Annotated in this window: 14 protein-coding genes; 8 read left to right on the top strand and 6 right to left on the bottom strand. The window is 41.8% G+C overall.

The genetic code is table 11. The annotated features are described in order from the left end of the window. Positions 1–139 precede the first annotated feature (139 nt). From NC796_RS25395 to NC796_RS25360, 8 genes are all read left to right on the top strand, one after another. Positions 140–1,642: a type I restriction-modification system subunit M gene (locus NC796_RS25395; RefSeq protein WP_310688630.1), complete on the top strand. Its 1,503-nt coding sequence runs from the start codon at positions 140–142 to the stop codon at positions 1,640–1,642. A gap of 30 nt (positions 1,643–1,672) precedes the next feature. After that, positions 1,673–1,987 (top strand): restriction endonuclease subunit S, encoded by a 315-nt coding sequence (locus NC796_RS25390; protein ID WP_310688629.1) that lies wholly within the window; start codon positions 1,673–1,675, stop codon positions 1,985–1,987. 207 nt (positions 1,988–2,194) lie between these two features. Continuing rightward, positions 2,195–2,938 (top strand): hypothetical protein, encoded by a 744-nt coding sequence (locus NC796_RS25385; protein ID WP_310688628.1) that lies wholly within the window; start codon positions 2,195–2,197, stop codon positions 2,936–2,938. Then, the gene (locus NC796_RS25380) at positions 2,922–3,455 is read left to right on the top strand and encodes a Pycsar system effector family protein (RefSeq protein WP_310688627.1); all 534 of its coding nucleotides are present in this window, start codon (positions 2,922–2,924) and stop codon (positions 3,453–3,455) included. Before NC796_RS25385 ends, NC796_RS25380 begins: the two co-directional genes overlap by 17 nt. Continuing rightward, complete coding sequence (locus tag NC796_RS25375) at positions 3,452–4,768, top strand: nucleotide-binding domain-containing protein (RefSeq protein WP_310688626.1); 1,317 nt, start codon at positions 3,452–3,454, stop codon at positions 4,766–4,768. Before NC796_RS25380 ends, NC796_RS25375 begins: the two co-directional genes overlap by 4 nt. A 19-nt stretch (positions 4,769–4,787) precedes the next feature. Next, positions 4,788–5,930, top strand: coding sequence for a Fic family protein (locus NC796_RS25370; RefSeq protein ID WP_310688625.1), 1,143 nt, complete (start codon positions 4,788–4,790; stop codon positions 5,928–5,930). Between the two features lie 132 nt (positions 5,931–6,062). Continuing rightward, entirely contained in the window at positions 6,063–9,269 is a 3,207-nt protein-coding gene (locus NC796_RS25365; protein WP_310688624.1) for an HsdR family type I site-specific deoxyribonuclease, read from the top strand. Continuing rightward, positions 9,259–9,978, top strand: coding sequence for a SprT family zinc-dependent metalloprotease (locus tag NC796_RS25360; protein ID WP_310688623.1), 720 nt, complete (start codon positions 9,259–9,261; stop codon positions 9,976–9,978). The genes NC796_RS25365 and NC796_RS25360 overlap by 11 nt, the downstream gene beginning before the upstream one ends. Positions 9,979–10,257: 279 nt before the next feature. Here NC796_RS25360 and NC796_RS25355 read toward each other — a convergent pair whose 3' ends face one another. From NC796_RS25355 to NC796_RS25330, 6 genes are all read right to left on the bottom strand, one after another. After that, the gene (locus tag NC796_RS25355; RefSeq protein ID WP_310688622.1) at positions 10,258–10,593 is read right to left on the bottom strand and encodes a hypothetical protein; all 336 of its coding nucleotides are present in this window, start codon (positions 10,591–10,593) and stop codon (positions 10,258–10,260) included. A 131-nt stretch (positions 10,594–10,724) separates the two neighbouring features. Next, complete coding sequence (locus tag NC796_RS25350; RefSeq protein WP_310688621.1) at positions 10,725–12,899, bottom strand: phage/plasmid primase, P4 family; 2,175 nt, start codon at positions 12,897–12,899, stop codon at positions 10,725–10,727. 14 nt (positions 12,900–12,913) lie between these two features. Continuing rightward, positions 12,914–13,201 carry a helix-turn-helix domain-containing protein gene (locus NC796_RS25345; protein ID WP_310688620.1) on the bottom strand — a complete coding sequence of 96 codons (288 nt, stop codon included), beginning with the start codon at positions 13,199–13,201 and terminating at the stop codon, positions 12,914–12,916. 85 nt (positions 13,202–13,286) lie between these two features. After that, the gene (locus NC796_RS25340) at positions 13,287–14,198 is read right to left on the bottom strand and encodes a hypothetical protein (RefSeq protein WP_310688619.1); all 912 of its coding nucleotides are present in this window, start codon (positions 14,196–14,198) and stop codon (positions 13,287–13,289) included. Between the two features lie 24 nt (positions 14,199–14,222). Further along, positions 14,223–15,470, bottom strand: coding sequence for a site-specific integrase (locus NC796_RS25335; protein ID WP_310688618.1), 1,248 nt, complete (start codon positions 15,468–15,470; stop codon positions 14,223–14,225). A gap of 208 nt (positions 15,471–15,678) precedes the next feature. Beyond that, a partial coding sequence (locus NC796_RS25330; protein WP_310688617.1) for a T9SS type A sorting domain-containing protein occupies positions 15,679–16,310 on the bottom strand: 632 nt, incomplete at its 5' end.

Genomic DNA, 16,310 nt, shown 5'->3' with positions numbered 1-16,310 from the left:
GAGCTAGATTGATCAGCAAAGTAGCCTCTGTAACGCTATTACAGTACATCAATTGGCAAAACGATCAACCCATCAATCGTATTAAACATGCATTAGCTGTTTAAGATTAACCCCTAAACGCGTTACAACTAGCTATTACATGAGCACCCATAAACCTACGCAACAGGAAATCAACCAAGCGTTGTGGTCGGCCTGCGATACCTTTCGCGGTGTAGTCGATCCTGCAGAGTACAAAAACTATATCCTCGTATTTCTATTCTTGAAATATTTGAGTGATATCTGGAAGGACCATTATGAGAAGTATAAAGAGGAATATGGGGATGACGAAGAGCGCATTAAGCGCCGCATGGAGCGTGAGCGTTTTAAACTGCCGGAAGATTGTACCTTTGATTACCTCGTTAGGCACCAAAACGATGAAGATATTGGCGATCAAATAAACAAGATCTTGCAGAAGATTGAAGAAGCCAATTACGAAAAGTTGGAAGGCGTGTTTCGTAACGTTGACTTTAACTCGGAAGCCAACCTGGGCAAGACCAAAGATCGCAACAGAAGGCTTAAAAATCTCATTAATGACTTTGACAAACCGGAGCTAAACTTTCGGCCTTCGGTTATCGGTACCGAAGATATCATTGGCAATGCCTACATGTTCCTGATTGAACGCTTTGCCTCTGATGCAGGGAAGAAAGGCGGGGAGTTTTATACACCCAACCAAGTCTCGAAATTGTTAGCTAAGCTACTGAATCCTCAGCCCGGTGATCGTATCTGTGACCCAGCTATTGGCTCGGGTTCGTTGGCTATTACTGTGGCCGAGGAAGTGGAAGGCCGAAATTTTCGCATCTACGGGCAGGAAAGTAATGGCAGCACGTGGGCCCTGTGCAAGATGAACATGTTCCTGCATGGTATGGATGCGGCTGACATCCGGTGGTGTGATACCATTCAGCGACCGGAGCTCACGGAAGGCGATGAGCTGATGAAATTCGATATCGTCACTGCCAATCCGCCTTTTAGCTTAAAGAAATGGGGTAAGGAAGATGCCAAGGATGATCAGTATAATCGCTTCCATCGTGGCGTACCGCCGAAGAGTCGAGGAGACTATGCCTTTATCCAGCACATGATTGAGGTAGCCTATGAGGATACCGGGAAAGTGGGCGTTATTGTCCCGCACGGCGTGTTGTTTCGCAGCGGTTCTGAAGGGAAGATTCGCAAACAGCTCATTCAGGAAAACCTGCTTGAAGCGGTAATCGGACTGCCGGAAAACCTGTTCTTTGGCACCGGAATTCCTGCTGCTATTATGATATTTAACAAAGGCAAAGAGCATGATAATGTACTCTTTATTGATGCCAGTGAAGGATTTGAGAAAGGTACAAAGCAGAATAAACTACGTGATCAGGATTTTAAAAAGATCGTAGAGACATTTCGGGATTTCAAAGAGATAGAAAAGTTTTCATACGTAGCGATGTCAGATGAGGTGAAAGAAAATGATTACAACCTTAATATTCCTAGATATGTAGATACCTTTGAACCTGAACCAGAAGTGGATATTAGCTCAGTACAAAAAGAAATTCAAAGCTTAGAAAAAGAATTAGACAAGGTTCAAGATCAGATGGAAAAAAAATTAGAGGAATTAGGATTTGAAAATTAATTAAGCATAGCCAAAAACGTTGGTTTATTTATGCATACAAAAAAATATAAAAAAAGAAAGCTTGGGTACATTCCTCCAGAAGATTGGTCTTTTACAAATCTAGGGGATGTATTAGAGAGTACACAGTATGGAATAAGTACTCCTGAAGATCCTGATGGCAATTATGAAATGTTCAAAATGAATAACTATGAAAATGGATATATGAGCCCTGAGGAGTTAGCAACTGTATCAATTGACAAAGATGAGTTTGAAAAGTATCGACTAAACAAAGGTGATTTATTATTTAACAGAACAAATAGCCATGAACTAGTTGGGAAGACAGGAATTTTTAATTTAGAGGGATGAAATTTTCGCATCGTATCTAATTAGGCTTGTTCTAGATGATCAAAAGATGTTGCCAAAGTATACTAATTATTACCTGAATTTTAATACTGCCCAGCAGAAACTTAAGGTTTTGGCAACAAAAGGTGTCAGCCAATCCAATATTAATGCCACTAATCTTAGAAGACATTTTTATTTGGCTTTTCCAGATACAAGCCAACAAAAAAAATTGTGGATATCTTTTCTTTATGGGATCTGGCAATAGAAAAAATCAAAGACCTTATTAAACACAAAAGAATTTATAAAAAGGGCTTAATGCAGCAGTTGCTGTCTGGGAAGAAGCGTTTCCCTGAGTTTGAGGATGAGCCGTGGCAAGAAGTAGAACTTGGCAATGTATTCCAAAGAGTAACCCAGAAGAATAAAAATGAATCGGTCACAAATGTACTGACGATTTCGGCGCAAGACGGACTGGTAAGTCAAACCGATTATTATGATAAATCGGTTGCAAGTAAAAATCTGTCAAGGTACATAGTACTTCAAAAAGGAGACTTTGCTTATAACAAGAGCTATTCAGACGGCTATCCTCTCGGTGCAATAAAGCGCCTAGAGGAGTATGAGAAAGGGGTATTATCACCTCTGTATATCTGTTTTAGAATTGATTCTCCTGAACTGGATAGCGACTTCATGACCCACTTTTTTGAAAATGGTGGGTTAGATCATGAGATATATAAAATTGCTCGTGAAGGAGCCAGGAACCATGGCCTACTCAATGTAAGCATTAAAGATTTCTTTACGATCACATTTAAAGTTCCTCAAATTGAAGAGCAAAAAAAGATTGCAGAAGTCCTGAATAAAGCTAAAAAAGAGATTGAGCTCTTAGAACAAGAACTGGAAGCCGTGAAAAAGCAGAAAAAAGGGCTTATGCAACAATTATTAACTGGCAAAACTAGGGTTACAAATGGCACAAGACCTTAAATCACATTCAGACTCATTGAAATTCATTATTAACAGATATGATTCTTATTACAGTGGTATAAACTTCAAGGCACGATTTTACACCGGACTAGCTACATTTATCATAACGGCATTCATTTATAAGGTAGAGTATTTGACAAACTGTATAAGTATTAAGTGTTGGCTTTATATACAGTATGGGCTTATTTCGGTAACTTTAGCACTGTGTTTTTTTATACTCTTTAAACTTACTTCTTCTGTTATGCCCTATCTAGAGATAGGAAAAGAAAATGGTATAAAGGATCACTCCTTAATCTTCTTTGAAGAAGTTGCAGACTATCAAAGTGCAAAACAATACAAGGAGGCTCTTTCAAAAGATGAATATGATATAAACACAGACTTAGCGAATCAGGCATATTTGTTAGCACAAGGGTTGAGCAAAAAATTTAAAAAACTAAAACACGCAACACATGCTTTATATGCCACAGGGGTTACTGTCATATTAGTATTAATCATTAAACTAATCAGCTTGTCATGAGTGAGAATATTTTCCAGGATTATACCGATCCATTATCAAGAGTTATTAATAAGCAAGAGGGGTACAAAGATGAGTTAAATGATTACCGTAATTACAACTCTCTTTTTGAGTCCGGCACTTTTACAACATTAAAAGAGGCACAAAATATCCCTAAAGAGATTGATGGGCCGAAACAGGTAGCAACCCTAGATTTTAAAAGACTGGAAGAACTGTTTGGTCATAATCCAAATTCACTTCCAACTATAACAATTGGCCCCCACCCCGATTTCGAAAATATAGATCACAGTGAGCAGATACATCATCATTGTGTTTCAGTTTTCATCGATATCAAAGGCTCAACTAACCTTATAAAGAAGTATAATCTTGAAGAAATAAGATTTATAAAAGATAATGTTCTTACGTTATGTATATATCTCGCACATTTTTTTGGCGGCCATGTACACCGTTTACAAGGTGATGGTATCTTTTTGCAGTTTGTGAGAAGGGAAGGACATCCCAACAACGATATCATAAATGCTCTTAATGCAAGTTCATTAATCACTTTTTTTATTCAAAGCTTGCTAGCTGAAATATTTGAAGACCAAGGTATCGATCCTCTTAAAGTGCGTACTGGTGTGGATTATGGACCTGCTGAAGATGTTCTCTGGTCCCATTATGGCATTCCAGGATGTAGCGAATTAACTACTACCAGTCTTCACACGGATTTGGCGGCTAAGCTTCAAGCGAATGCTGCACCAAATAGCATCATGTTAGGTGATAATATAGTTTCGAAGCTAGACCTGGCAGATAATTTTTGGGATTATATTACTAAGTCTGGTAGTGATGATATTGACTACTATGTATTTCGAGGTGGGGATATTAACTATAATCAGTATGAGTTTGATTGGCAAAAATACCTACAGACTTTTGATTTCTTAGAGAAAGATTATGCAGAAGGGAAAATCATCTTTGATAAGCCTGACTATCGTTTGAAATGTTCTATATCTAAAGATGAAAGTTATCAGGAAAACTATTATCAAAATTTATACTCTCTTCCGAAAGAGACTAATATTAAATACACAATTTATGCAGAAAAATATGATAGATCTCTTAGGAAACAAGAATTCAAAAGTATAAAGTGGGAGGCCCATAACACAGGAACCGAGGCTGAGGACGCAGAACAATTAGAACATGATTTTGGTGGGAATTTTGATAACAAATTGTTTTGCAAAACATCAGCAAAATATCTTGGCCATCATCAAGCTAAATGTAAATTATCCGCTGGCCCCCATTCCCCTACTAAGACATTGTCTTTTCCAATATTTGTTCAATAGTAATTAATAATCTTTATTCATGGCCACCGATCCTACAAAACTCGAAAGTTTTGACTCTGGCACCTTCAGAGAACAGTACGAGTACAAGAGCTTTTCTCCCAATCCGATTAATCACACCTGGACCTGGGATGATGCCAAGGTCAATACCATGCTGGAGACGGCGACCCGAAAGCTGGGCGAACTCAACGCCTTTTCCCTTATCGTCCCCGATGTAGATACGTTCATCCGCATGCACGTGGTAAAAGAGGCCAACACCTCCAGCCGTATTGAGGGCACGCAAACCAATATGGATGAGGCCCTGCTCAAAGAAGAAGATGTGGCCCCGCAAAAACGTGACGATTGGCAGGAGGTCCAAAACTACGTAGAGGCCATGAACACCGCCATCGAAGAATTGGAGGAGCTGCCACTATCTACCCGTCTGCTTCGCAATACACATGCAACTTTGATGCAAGGGGTTCGCGGAGAGCACAAACTACCCGGCCAGTTCAGGGACAGCCAAAACTGGATCGGGGGCAGCAGCCTAAACGATGCTATCTATATTCCGCCTCATCAAAACGAAGTGCCGGACCTGATGAGCGACCTCGAAAAATTTTTATACAACGATTCCGTACCACATCTGATTCGCATTGCCATTGCCCATTACCAGTTCGAAACCATTCACCCTTTTCTGGATGGCAATGGGCGAATAGGCCGCCTGATGATCACACTGTATTTCGTAAGTACCGGCTTGCTTAATAAGCCTACCCTGTACCTGTCGGATTTCTTTGAGCGTAACAAAGCAGCTTACTACGATGCGCTCATGTACGTACGGACCAACAACAATATGCTGCACTGGGTAAAGTTTTTCTTAAATGCCGTCATTGAAACTGCCGAGAAAGGGAAGCAGACCTTTAATCAAATCCTGGAGTTGCGAAACGATATTAACGGCAAGCTGCTCAGCCTTGGCCAAAGAGCTGAAAATGGCAACAAGTTGATTAACTATCTATTTCAGCAGCCTTTTGTAAATGTCAATGAAGTCAGTGAATACCTTGACGTGTCAACCCCAACGGCCAATAGGCTGATCAATGATTTTGAGGAGTTGGGACTTCTGAAAGAAACAACGGGATATGAACGCAACCGCATCTTCTTTTTTGACCGATACTATAACATATTCCGCGAATAATTTAACTATAGATATTTATAGTTAAGATTTTTGCAAAATATTTAACTAAGGAAATTTATAATAAAATTATTGAGTAAATCTTTAACTAAGAAAAATTGTAGTTAAGATTCGGATACAATTTGATTACATGTTATGGCACATTCTCCCTCATATTTAGAAGATGCTGATTCCCAAATACCGGCGCTACGCATGTTGCAGGCCATGGGATACAACTATCTGTCACCGGAGCAAGCCTTAGAACTACGTGATGGACTACTTTCAAAGTTTGTGTTGGAAGAGGTCTTGGTTGATCAGCTGAGAGAACTGAATGAGATTGAATACAAGGGGGATACCTACGATTTCCCGGATAACACCTTTGAACGGGCCAGTCGGGACTTGCAGCAGGTGTTAGACGAGGGACTGGTCAATACCAATGAAGCAATTTATGATCTGCTGACGCTAGGTAAGAGCTACGAGCAGATCATACAAGGCGACAAGAAAAGCTTTCCATTCAAGTATGTGGATTGGGAGAATCCTGAGAATAATGTCTATCACGTAACGGATGAGTTTGAAATCAAAAGCAAGCATAAAACTCGTCGCATTGATATTGTTCTGTTTATAAATGGCATCCCTTTTGGTGCCATAGAATGTAAGCGTAGAGATAAGAAGAACGCTTTGGATGAGGCGATTTCGCAGCACTTGCGTAATCAAAAGCCAGAAGAAGTCCCCGCCTTTTTCCATTATACCCAGCTGCTTGTGGCCACCAGCGTAAATGAGCTATCCTATGCGGCCACAGGGACATCCAAACCGTTCTGGTCCATCTGGCGTGAAGAAGATGAAGATATTGAAAAGGTCAAAGCCTTAACCAGCAAACCAGATGATAATGATACCTGGAAAAACAGGCTGCAAAAGCATTACGAAGCAGATCCAAGAGAACCCGAAGAGCCCCGTGAGCCTACCCTACAAGACAAGAACCTATACAACCTTTGTCGTCCGAAAAGACTGTTAGAGCTCACACGCAAATTCACCGTATTCGATAACAATGTCCGGAAGGTGGCCCGATACCAACAGTATTTCGGGGTAAAGCGGATGATGAGTCGTATCCGTCAAAAGGATGACGAAGGTCGGCGTGAAGGTGGGGTCATTTGGCATACCCAGGGTAGTGGGAAGTCTATTACCATGATCATGATGTCCAAGAACCTGACGCTGGCGGATGACCTGGATAACCACCGTATTATCCTGGTTACCGACCGTACGGACCTGGACGAACAGCTTACCAATACGTTTAAAAGCTGTGGAAAAGAGATTACCCGGGCCAAGACCGGCAAGCATCTGGGCAAACTTGTAGAGGATCGGGGAAAGCAGAATATCTCGACGATCATCAACAAGTTTGATGCCGCTTTGAACCAGAGGACCTTTAAAAATGAATCCAAGAATATCTTTGTCTTGGTCGATGAGTCCCACCGTACCCAGTACGGACTGATGCACGCCAAAATGAAGAAAGTGTTGCCCAATGCCTGCTATATTGGTTTTACCGGTACGCCACTGACTAAGAACGAGAAAAATACCGCTCGCAAGTTTGGCGGCATCATTGATTCCTACACCATGGATCAGGCCGTGGAAGACGGTGCTGTTGTACCGATTATCTATGAGGGTCGTGCGGCAATCATTGACAGTTGGAAAGAAAAAATTGATCGTGGTTTTGAGCGTGATATGCAGGGAATGACACAGGAGCAAAAGACGGAATACAAAACCCGCTTTTCTACGCTTAACAAGCTGCTTACTGCACAGCTCGTGATAGAGGAAATTGCCAACGACATTACCCAGCATTATCAAAAACTATATCAGGGTACAAAGTACAAAGCACAATTGGCTGTCCCTGACCGAAAGACTGCTGTGAAGTACTATCGTTATTTTAAAGAGCGTGGGCAAATTAATGCCGAATTAGTGATATCTCCACCAGATACCCGTGTTGGTAACGATGATATTTATGACGATCCAAATGATGAGGTGCAAGTCTTCTGGCAAAACATGATGGACCGTTTTCAAAACAAGGAGGACTATGAGAAAAGCCTTGTTAACCACTTCAAATCAGATGGTGAAGAAGTGGAGCTGCTTATTGTCGTATACAAATTGCTCACCGGCTTTGATGCCCCACGCAATACTGTGTTATACATGGCACGGTATCTTGAAGAACACAACCTACTCCAAGCTATTGCCCGTGTAAATCGCTTGTTTGAGGGCAAAGACTTTGGATACGTCCTTGACTATCGAGGCATTCTCGGTACTCTGAATGATGCCTTAAATACCTATCAAGCACTTGATAGCTTTGAAGAAGAGGACTTGCAGGGAGCCGTAACTCCCATTCAAGAAATCATTGAAAAACTACCCCAATTATATAGCGAACTATGGGATGTATTTAAAGAATGTGACAATACTGATGACAAAGAGGCTTTAGAGCAATTTTTACGACCTCAAGATCGACGAGATACCTTTTATGAGAAGCTATCGAACTTTGCACGCACCCTACAAACCGCTTTCTCTGCCGATCGATTGTTTGATCATATCGATGAGGAGACTATCAATAAGTACAAACAAGATCTAAAGTTTTTCGAAGATTTACGGCGATCTGTACGTCTTCGTTATTCCGAATCTATTGATTATCGCGAGTATGAAGATCGAGTCCAGAAATTGTTAGACTCTTACGTGGGGACCGAAGGCATCGAGCAGATCATTGAGCCGGTTAATATTTTCAGCAAAGACTTTTCCGATGAACGGCTGGATAAAGAACAGAAAACAGACGCCTCCAAAGCTGACCGGATTGCCAGCAACACCAAGAAGGTGATTACGGAGAAAATGGATGAAGATCCGGCCATGTATCGCAAGTTTTCCGACATGATACATGAGACGATTCAGAAGTTCCTGGATGAGCGGATTTCGGAGAAAGAGTACCTGGAAAAGATGAAGGAGATTAAAAAGGGTGTCCAGGAAGGCACCATGGGTAATACTCCTTCAAAACTCAGAGATAAGCCCCAGGCCCGCTCTTTTTATAACACTGTGAAAGATGAGTTTGACAGCTATATAACAAATGCCAAACTGGAAAGTGGTAATGGACAAATTCAACCCCGGAAACTCAAACAAATGTATATTGATGCGGGGCTTGACCTGGATGAAAAGTTAGACGAATTGGCTATCGTTGACTGGACGACCAACCCAGATATCAAGGACGAGATGTTTATCGCCATTGAGGACTATATGATTGAATTTTTCCGTGAACTCGACCTAAACCGTGACTTTGATGTCATCGAACGCATTGCAGAAACCCTTATCAAACAGAAGCAATCCCGTAGTGCAAACTAATTGTCATACAATTTCGTATGGCACCAGCGAGATTGCCTTTAATCTTACCTACTCTGATCGCGAAACGTTAGAGATTGCCGTATATCCTGATCAAGCAGTATGGGTTACGGCTCCTGATGATGCATCGTTAACCGATATTGAAGAGAAGGTCCGTAAGCGAGCCCGATGGATCGTTAAACAAAAAAGATATTTTGGAAGGTTTGAACAGACCAAGGATGAATTTGAATACATTAGTGGGGAAACACACCGGTATTTAGGGCGCCAGTATCGCCTTAAAGTTATACAAATTGAGAATGGTGAGAAGGAAACTGTTAAACTAAAAGGGCAATTTCTCCGCATTTGTACTCGCCAAAAAGGGAATACTCGTCATACAAAAGAGCTCCTAGACCGGTGGTACCGTAACCATGCTACCAAAAAATTTAACGAACGCTTCGATCTGTGCCTTCAAAACCTGCAAAAATATGACATTCCAACACCGGAGCTGCAGCTATATAAGATGGATAAGCGCTGGGGCAGTTATACCGCCTCTGGCAAAGTCTTATTGAACCCCGACCTTGTTAAGCACCCTACCTATTGCATCGACTATGTGATCGTTCACGAACTTTGTCATACGAAATATCCCCATCACGACAAGAAGTTTTACCAACTCTTAAACACGGTCCTCCCCGATTGGCAGAAACGAAAGCATAAATTGGAACGGTTTAGCTGAGTAACTGCTAACATAAATGTGTTTTTGTGTTAAAACACAAGGCCTCAAATTATGACGTGTGGTTAAACACATTTGTGTATTTGTGTTATTAAATTGGCAAGTTATCTAACTTTTCTGGGCGAAAATTTGGTGTGTATCTAACATTTTTATCACCCCAATAAGGGGATTGTGTGCCTGTTTATCCGGTGTAAAGGCACTTTCACCCCTTATATTCTCTGTGAGATGGAAAATTGTTATACACTCATGCGGTCTTTTCACCCTCCTTGTTAAACACCATATTTAACTGTTGTTAACAAACTGATAGGCATAGGCCTCGGCCCTTTTCCACTTAATAAACTTTTTAAGCTCCTCATTGGACATGTTTTTTAACTCTTCAGCACTTATTTCATGGTGCTTACCGGAATTTGCATTTTTAATCACAACAGCCGTTATCCTATTTCCCTCTTGTAAGACATGGTTCGGAATCTTGCTGCAATATTTAATTAATTTTCCTATCAATTTGGCTTTTTTCTTCCATCGCCGAAATCGCATCCGGCATCGGTTGCTGCAATACTTCGCGTCAGTTCGTTTATGTTCAATATCGGTTCCACAGTGTTGGCATGTTCGTTGATTCATAATCAGTATAGTGCGTGTTATAGATGAAATGTTTAATTATCAGACAGATAAGTAGAAGGAGTAGAGGAAGTAGATGGATTTGTTTATTGATTTGAGTTAATTGGGAAATACCTCTACTTCCTCTACAAGGGCTACGTGAGGCTGGGGGCTACCCCTTTCCAGTGCACGCAGCCATTGGACTTATATTTTTTAAAGCCTCTCTGCTCAAGTTTGGGGCTCATTTTGCGGGTACTCATGGGAGTAATTCCGTATTCCGAACACCACTGCTGGTAGTACTTTCTCAGGTTTTTATTGCTACAGCTCGCAGAAGCTTTTGTCGCGCATACCTCATCCAGAAATTTGCTTAGCAGATCCATTTCGCTTCGGTAAGAGAGGGTATCCTTTTTAATGCTATCGGGTACCTCAAGACGCTTACCATTTTTCTGCCACTTTTTGAATCCCTTCATCGCCCAGTTAAAGATCCCGGGCAGCTCCCCTAAGAGCTTAGATTTAAGATGCGGATCTACCTGGTCCTTGGGTATGGTCACATCAAATTTGATGTGACGCATACGCCGCCAAATCCCTTCATCAGTACCATTAATGAGTGGTTTGTGATTGCCAAATACCCACAGCTTGTGAGTGGGTTCAAAGTCGAAATACTCTTTCCTTAGAAAACGAGCTGATATGGTATCTTCACCTGTTAAATTTTTAACTTTGGCTTCATCAAGGCGTTTACCTTCCTGGATCTCGGAAAGAACGACCAGGCGATGTCCACAGAGACGGGCAATGTCATTAGGGACCCCGCTGCCGTAGGATCTATTCATAATCATCTCAGAACCCGACTTGATGCTGTATTCACCCAGTAGATGCATTAGCACCTCTACAAAGGTACTCTTCCCATTCCGTCCACTTCCATAGAGAAAGAACAGGCATTGTTCGGAGGTAAGGCCGGTCAAAGAATAACCAATGGCCTGTTGCAGGAAGTCGATTATTTCCTGATTATCATCCATGATTTGGGATATAAACTTTTTCCACTTTGGGCAGGTGGCCTCCGAATTGAAGGCGAAAGGGAGTTGCTTTGTGATTAGGTGATTGGGATTCAATTTCAGCTTTTTCCAGTCCTGTAGGTCTATGGTCAGATTGTCAAGTGTGACCAGTAAAGGATGCTGATCTAGTTGGTCTTTCGATACCTTAATATTGGGAAAGGTGGTCGCTAAGCTCATCATTGCTTTTAAGCGAGCTTCATTTGCCGATTTGCGGGCATGTTTTTGCTTGTATTTTGCTCTTTCCTGGTCATCAATTTGTTGAGCTCGCTCATATAGAGACTCAACAAGTCGCTTGGCCATGCCCATTACATACAGGCCGGTAGGATCACGTTCCCATTTGGTGCCATTCCAATACAACCACTGCTCTTCATCAATGTCATAGCGGATTTTGTCGCCGTACTTATCAACAAACTCTCGGGCATTCCCAAAATCGGTATTCCAGAGTCCGTACTCTTCCTCTTTAATTTCTGATTGTAGTGGATCTTTCCGAGGTGGTTTGCTTGCGCTCTTGGCAACTTGTTTAATCTCTTTATTTTTTAAGGACGGTGTACACCGTTTGGCATTAATATCTAGCAGCTCTTGATATATTTGTTGAAATTCTAAGCCTTTCTTTCGGAGCTTTACTCCCAGTGAGAATAACGTATCATTACGTTTTCCCTCGGGAATGGGATCAATTGAAGAAAGGGAAGTCGACGGGGTATCAGCTTGGCTAGATTCTTTTTGTTCTGATAAGTGATTAAGAAGAGTCTGAGGAAAGGGTTCGATCTCTTCAAGTCCAATGAGCCAGTTATAATAATTGCCTGATTGATGTAAGCTCCCGGGAGCCACAACCAATCCTCCATCGGTACGAATATCCAATCCTTCTCCCAGCACGCCCACACTATTCTTCATCTGTTTTTCACCGGGATAACGGAAATAGAAATGAGAACCTCCACCTCCTGTAGATACCGTTGTGGTTTGAGTAAATACCCCTATTTTATCCTCTAATTCGTCAAGGGCTTGTTCACCACCGTGGCGTGGATCCATGTCCAGTACCACTAGATTTGAATCTTTACCGCATGCAATACCGATATTGGCATCCGGCCATCGCCTCCACCACTGGCGGATTTGAGTAGGATCCCGACTGGCCTTTTTCGGCCAGCCGCGTATCCTGGGGTGTTTGCCTATACTCCCACAATCGTTACCACAACTGCAGGCACCCTTCTCTTTGGGATGGTGCATAGGTACGATGCAAAACTTCTTCTCAGCAAGATCGAGCGCTGTTGTTAACTTGGAACTCATTATAATACCCTCCCTTAGCGGTATGCTTTTATCATATTTTCTCTCAGGAATTGTTCTATACCGCTTCGGGGATAAAGAATTTTACGTCCCTCTTGCGTGTAGGGTATCTTGCCTTCATCCCTATAATTTTGGACCGTCCTTCGGGAGCAGCTAAGCATCTCCATGACCTCTTCAGTCGTCAGCCACTCCTTTTGGAAGGAATCTTTCATTTTCGGGACTTCCTCTTTAACAGCCTCTTTTACTGCTTTGGCAAGATGATCGAGCAGATCATTATCTAAATGTAATGTTATACTATTCTTCATAGTGAACCTCGGTTATTGGTTTCGAATTCAAGTTCACTACGAAGCTAATAGAGGAAGCCCGGAGGTCCCACTTGCTGAGTAGTATCTAATTCTCGCTGAGCACGAGAAGTTCTTTACGTCGTTTATCCCGAAATCTTCTAGCCCTATCCCCTAACATTTTGGGTTCGTCTGGCAAAAATTCGGTTGGATCGAAGCCGATTTCCCTTAATTCATCAACTATTCTGCCATAGGCCTCTCTTTGTGTGTATTTTTCATTATTTGCTAAGGAGAGAAATCGTAGTTTAGTGGCAGGATCCACTAAGTGACCTCTAGTTAATAGACTCCTTATAGGTTTATCCTTGAGTTTTTCATTGGTTAATTCATCTTCAGTTAAATAATCGGTAATGAATTTATCACATTTCATTAATCTACCTTTATCAATGACACAAGTAATGGCTTTATCCATCCCCCAGTACATAGCATAATACGATGCTAATTTTTTAATTCTCTGCTCTAACAGTTTTAGAGATCCTCTTATATACCTGTCGAGATTACCCCAGGGCTTTTCAACTTTCACCCGTTTAGTATCAACAAATACCATAGCTTTTCGGGTTATTTCTGTTAATAAGTTGTAGTTATACCTTTCATATTCTGACTTCCAAGCATCTAGGGCCATCAGAAGAAACTGCGGATTTTGGTCGGTGATATTTGATATATACTTTTCGAAATGATTCATGAACACTTCGACAAAACTTTCAATGTCTTGAAGCTTTTTATTACATCGTTCATAGAGTTCATCCCTGTCATCCAGTGCGGCAGTCATTAACGTCATATATGCTGTCCTTGAGTCTAAAGCTGAATGCTTGTCAAAATCGTATAAGAAGTTATTCCATGACCTTTTGAAATTTTCATAGAAATAGTTGTCAGAGTTCAATGGTTTTAGTGACCAGTACCCCTCTATTGCGGCTCTAATTTCACTTTCATGTGCAATTTTTTCCGGTACAGTTTTGGTAATCATAATGTTGATTTAGGTTTGGTTTAGTTAATCGAAAAGTCCTTCTACAGACTTATCTAAATGTTGGTTTTCAAGGCTTCTTAAGTATTTCATAGTACTTGTAATACTCTTGTGTCCAAGTAAATCTCTGATCTCAATGGTTCTTAGTCCTTTTTCGAGGCAGCGTTGTGCAAATGAGTGTCTGGCGACGTGGAATGATATACCCTGATCAATTTCGGCTAGTTTTTGGAGCTTGGTCAGATATTTATTGATCAAAGCATTTTTTGAAGAAATCTGGTTGTCTAAAAACTCTTTGTCAGAGTAGTCTTTTCTGTGATCCAGAAAGGGGAACAGGAAATGGTCGTTGTTTACTTTGCCATCAGGTTTATATTGAGCAATGATGTCAGCGGCTTGCCTGGGTAGTTTTATTGACATTCTGACGCCTGTCTTGGACATAATATAGACCAGTCTATCGCCTTTGATATTCCCCCATTTGAGTAGGCATGCATCACGAGTTCGTACTCCCCAGCAATAGTAAGCAAAGAGGAAAATGTTTTTAGTATCCCTTAACCGCGTGCCTTTTTGGGTTTCTACATTTCTTAGTGTGTTAATTTCTTCTTCAGTGAGTTTGGTCTTAACCACGGGATTGCTGGGCATTGTATAAAAGCGGAATGGATACATATCCCTGGGGATGACCCCTTCTTGAATAGCACTATTAAAGATTTTTCGAACCATCTTAAGATCAGACTTGATGGTGTTAGGTTTATTACTACGTTCTTCCATGCAATAGACTTCATATTTGCGAAGGACTTCCACATCAAACTCTTCGAATGGCAGGGTATCCTGTTTCCAGAATTCTTGAAACTTATTATATACGGTATTATAGCTTTTCCAGCGGGTATGGCTTAGGGTGACTTTAAAGTCTTTGATTACATCTTCTGCATATTCAAAGAAGTCTGGTTTGTGTTGTTCTTCACTGTTATCAGGCTCATCTCCCTCAACTTTATTCTCCGTAATCGCTTTCTTTATATCATTAATGGAAACCCCATTACCTCGTGACTTTATATCGAGTAGAATCGCTTCAGCGTTCAGCTTTTCGCGCTTCAGAAAGTTATTAAGTTTTTTATGAATAGGGTGCGACTTTCGTACCTCCTCACTACTATCGTTCCAGTTTGATGTGGCCAAACGGATATCGGTGTTGATTAATCTGGATTTTCGATTGTGAATGATTCGGAGGTAAAGAGGATGCTTGTCTTTGTTTTTCCGCTTCTTGAGGTAGTATGAAAGTGTTGCCATTGGCCTTTCATGTATTAGTCTTATTTGCAGTAAAGCTTACTGTAAAAAATAAGAGATGCAAGTGGCGGTGCTCAGAGATAAGAAAAGGAAGCTGGTTATCAGGCGGGAAAAAGGTCTTGGGCGTAAATTGGACAATCCTTTCCTAATCGCTCTATTTCAAAGAAGACAATCGATTTTTAGTCGATTAGGAAGTCTTTATTTTACTCAATCATTTAATCAGAGTCAGTCGTCCGGTCTCCAGGACCTGCCCAATTTGGAGCCGGAAAAAGTACACCCCACTGGCCAGCGATTCCGCCTGGAAGGTCGCCTGCTTCCGGCCCGGGGCTTGCTGCTGGTCGACCAGGGTGGCCACTTTTCTTCCCAGCACGTTGTACACTGCCAGTTGCACCGGGGCCGTCCGGGCTACATCGTAGACAATAGTCGCTTGGCTGTTGAACGGATTCGGATAATTGGCAACGAGTTTGGATGAAGAGGGCGCCACCTGGTTAGCCTGTTGTTGGACAAACTGGGAAGGTCCAACCAGCAACACATACGCTCCGCCGCTGACCTGCGGGGTTATCCCGACGGGTTCGTCCAGTGCGAAGCGCTTACCGTTTGACTCCTTGACCAACAAAGGCGTCCACCCGCTCGGAAGCCCCTTGGCAGAGGCATCTAGTTGCAACTGTTGCCCCGGCTCGGAGCGCAGAACCAGCTTGAAACGCTGTCCGCCTCCAGTAAAGGGGCGGTATTCCCTGGCTAGCTTGGTGCTGCTTTCTTCAAAATCAGCCGGAAGTAGATACATGCTGATGGCCTCAAATCGGCCTGGCGGGGCTACCGCATCGCGGTGGTCAAATCCATCAC

Origin of the sequence: Aliifodinibius sp. S!AR15-10 (assembly GCF_031569985.1) — a bacterium.
Classification (GTDB): Bacteria; Bacteroidota; Rhodothermia; order Balneolales; family Balneolaceae; genus JAMQKA01.
The sequence above is the reverse complement of the archived record's forward strand: the minus strand, read 5'-3'. Positions and strand labels throughout refer to the sequence as shown.

What these genes read in the sequence shown, in the direction of transcription:
- NC796_RS25365 (WP_310688624.1), top strand. Translation starts at nt 6,063, where the DNA reads ATGGCACATTCTCCCTCATATTTAGAAGATGCTGATTCCCAAATACCG.
- NC796_RS25390 (WP_310688629.1), top strand. Translation starts at nt 1,673, where the DNA reads ATGCATACAAAAAAATATAAAAAAAGAAAGCTTGGGTACATTCCTCCA.
- NC796_RS25340 (WP_310688619.1), bottom strand. Translation starts at nt 14,198, where the DNA reads ATGATTACCAAAACTGTACCGGAAAAAATTGCACATGAAAGTGAAATT.
- NC796_RS25380 (WP_310688627.1), top strand. Translation starts at nt 2,922, where the DNA reads ATGGCACAAGACCTTAAATCACATTCAGACTCATTGAAATTCATTATT.
- NC796_RS25370 (WP_310688625.1), top strand. Translation starts at nt 4,788, where the DNA reads ATGGCCACCGATCCTACAAAACTCGAAAGTTTTGACTCTGGCACCTTC.
- NC796_RS25375 (WP_310688626.1), top strand. Translation starts at nt 3,452, where the DNA reads ATGAGTGAGAATATTTTCCAGGATTATACCGATCCATTATCAAGAGTT.
- NC796_RS25350 (WP_310688621.1), bottom strand. Translation starts at nt 12,899, where the DNA reads ATGAGTTCCAAGTTAACAACAGCGCTCGATCTTGCTGAGAAGAAGTTT.
- NC796_RS25335 (WP_310688618.1), bottom strand. Translation starts at nt 15,470, where the DNA reads ATGGCAACACTTTCATACTACCTCAAGAAGCGGAAAAACAAAGACAAG.
- NC796_RS25345 (WP_310688620.1), bottom strand. Translation starts at nt 13,201, where the DNA reads ATGAAGAATAGTATAACATTACATTTAGATAATGATCTGCTCGATCAT.
- NC796_RS25395 (WP_310688630.1), top strand. Translation starts at nt 140, where the DNA reads ATGAGCACCCATAAACCTACGCAACAGGAAATCAACCAAGCGTTGTGG.
- NC796_RS25355 (WP_310688622.1), bottom strand. Translation starts at nt 10,593, where the DNA reads ATGAATCAACGAACATGCCAACACTGTGGAACCGATATTGAACATAAA.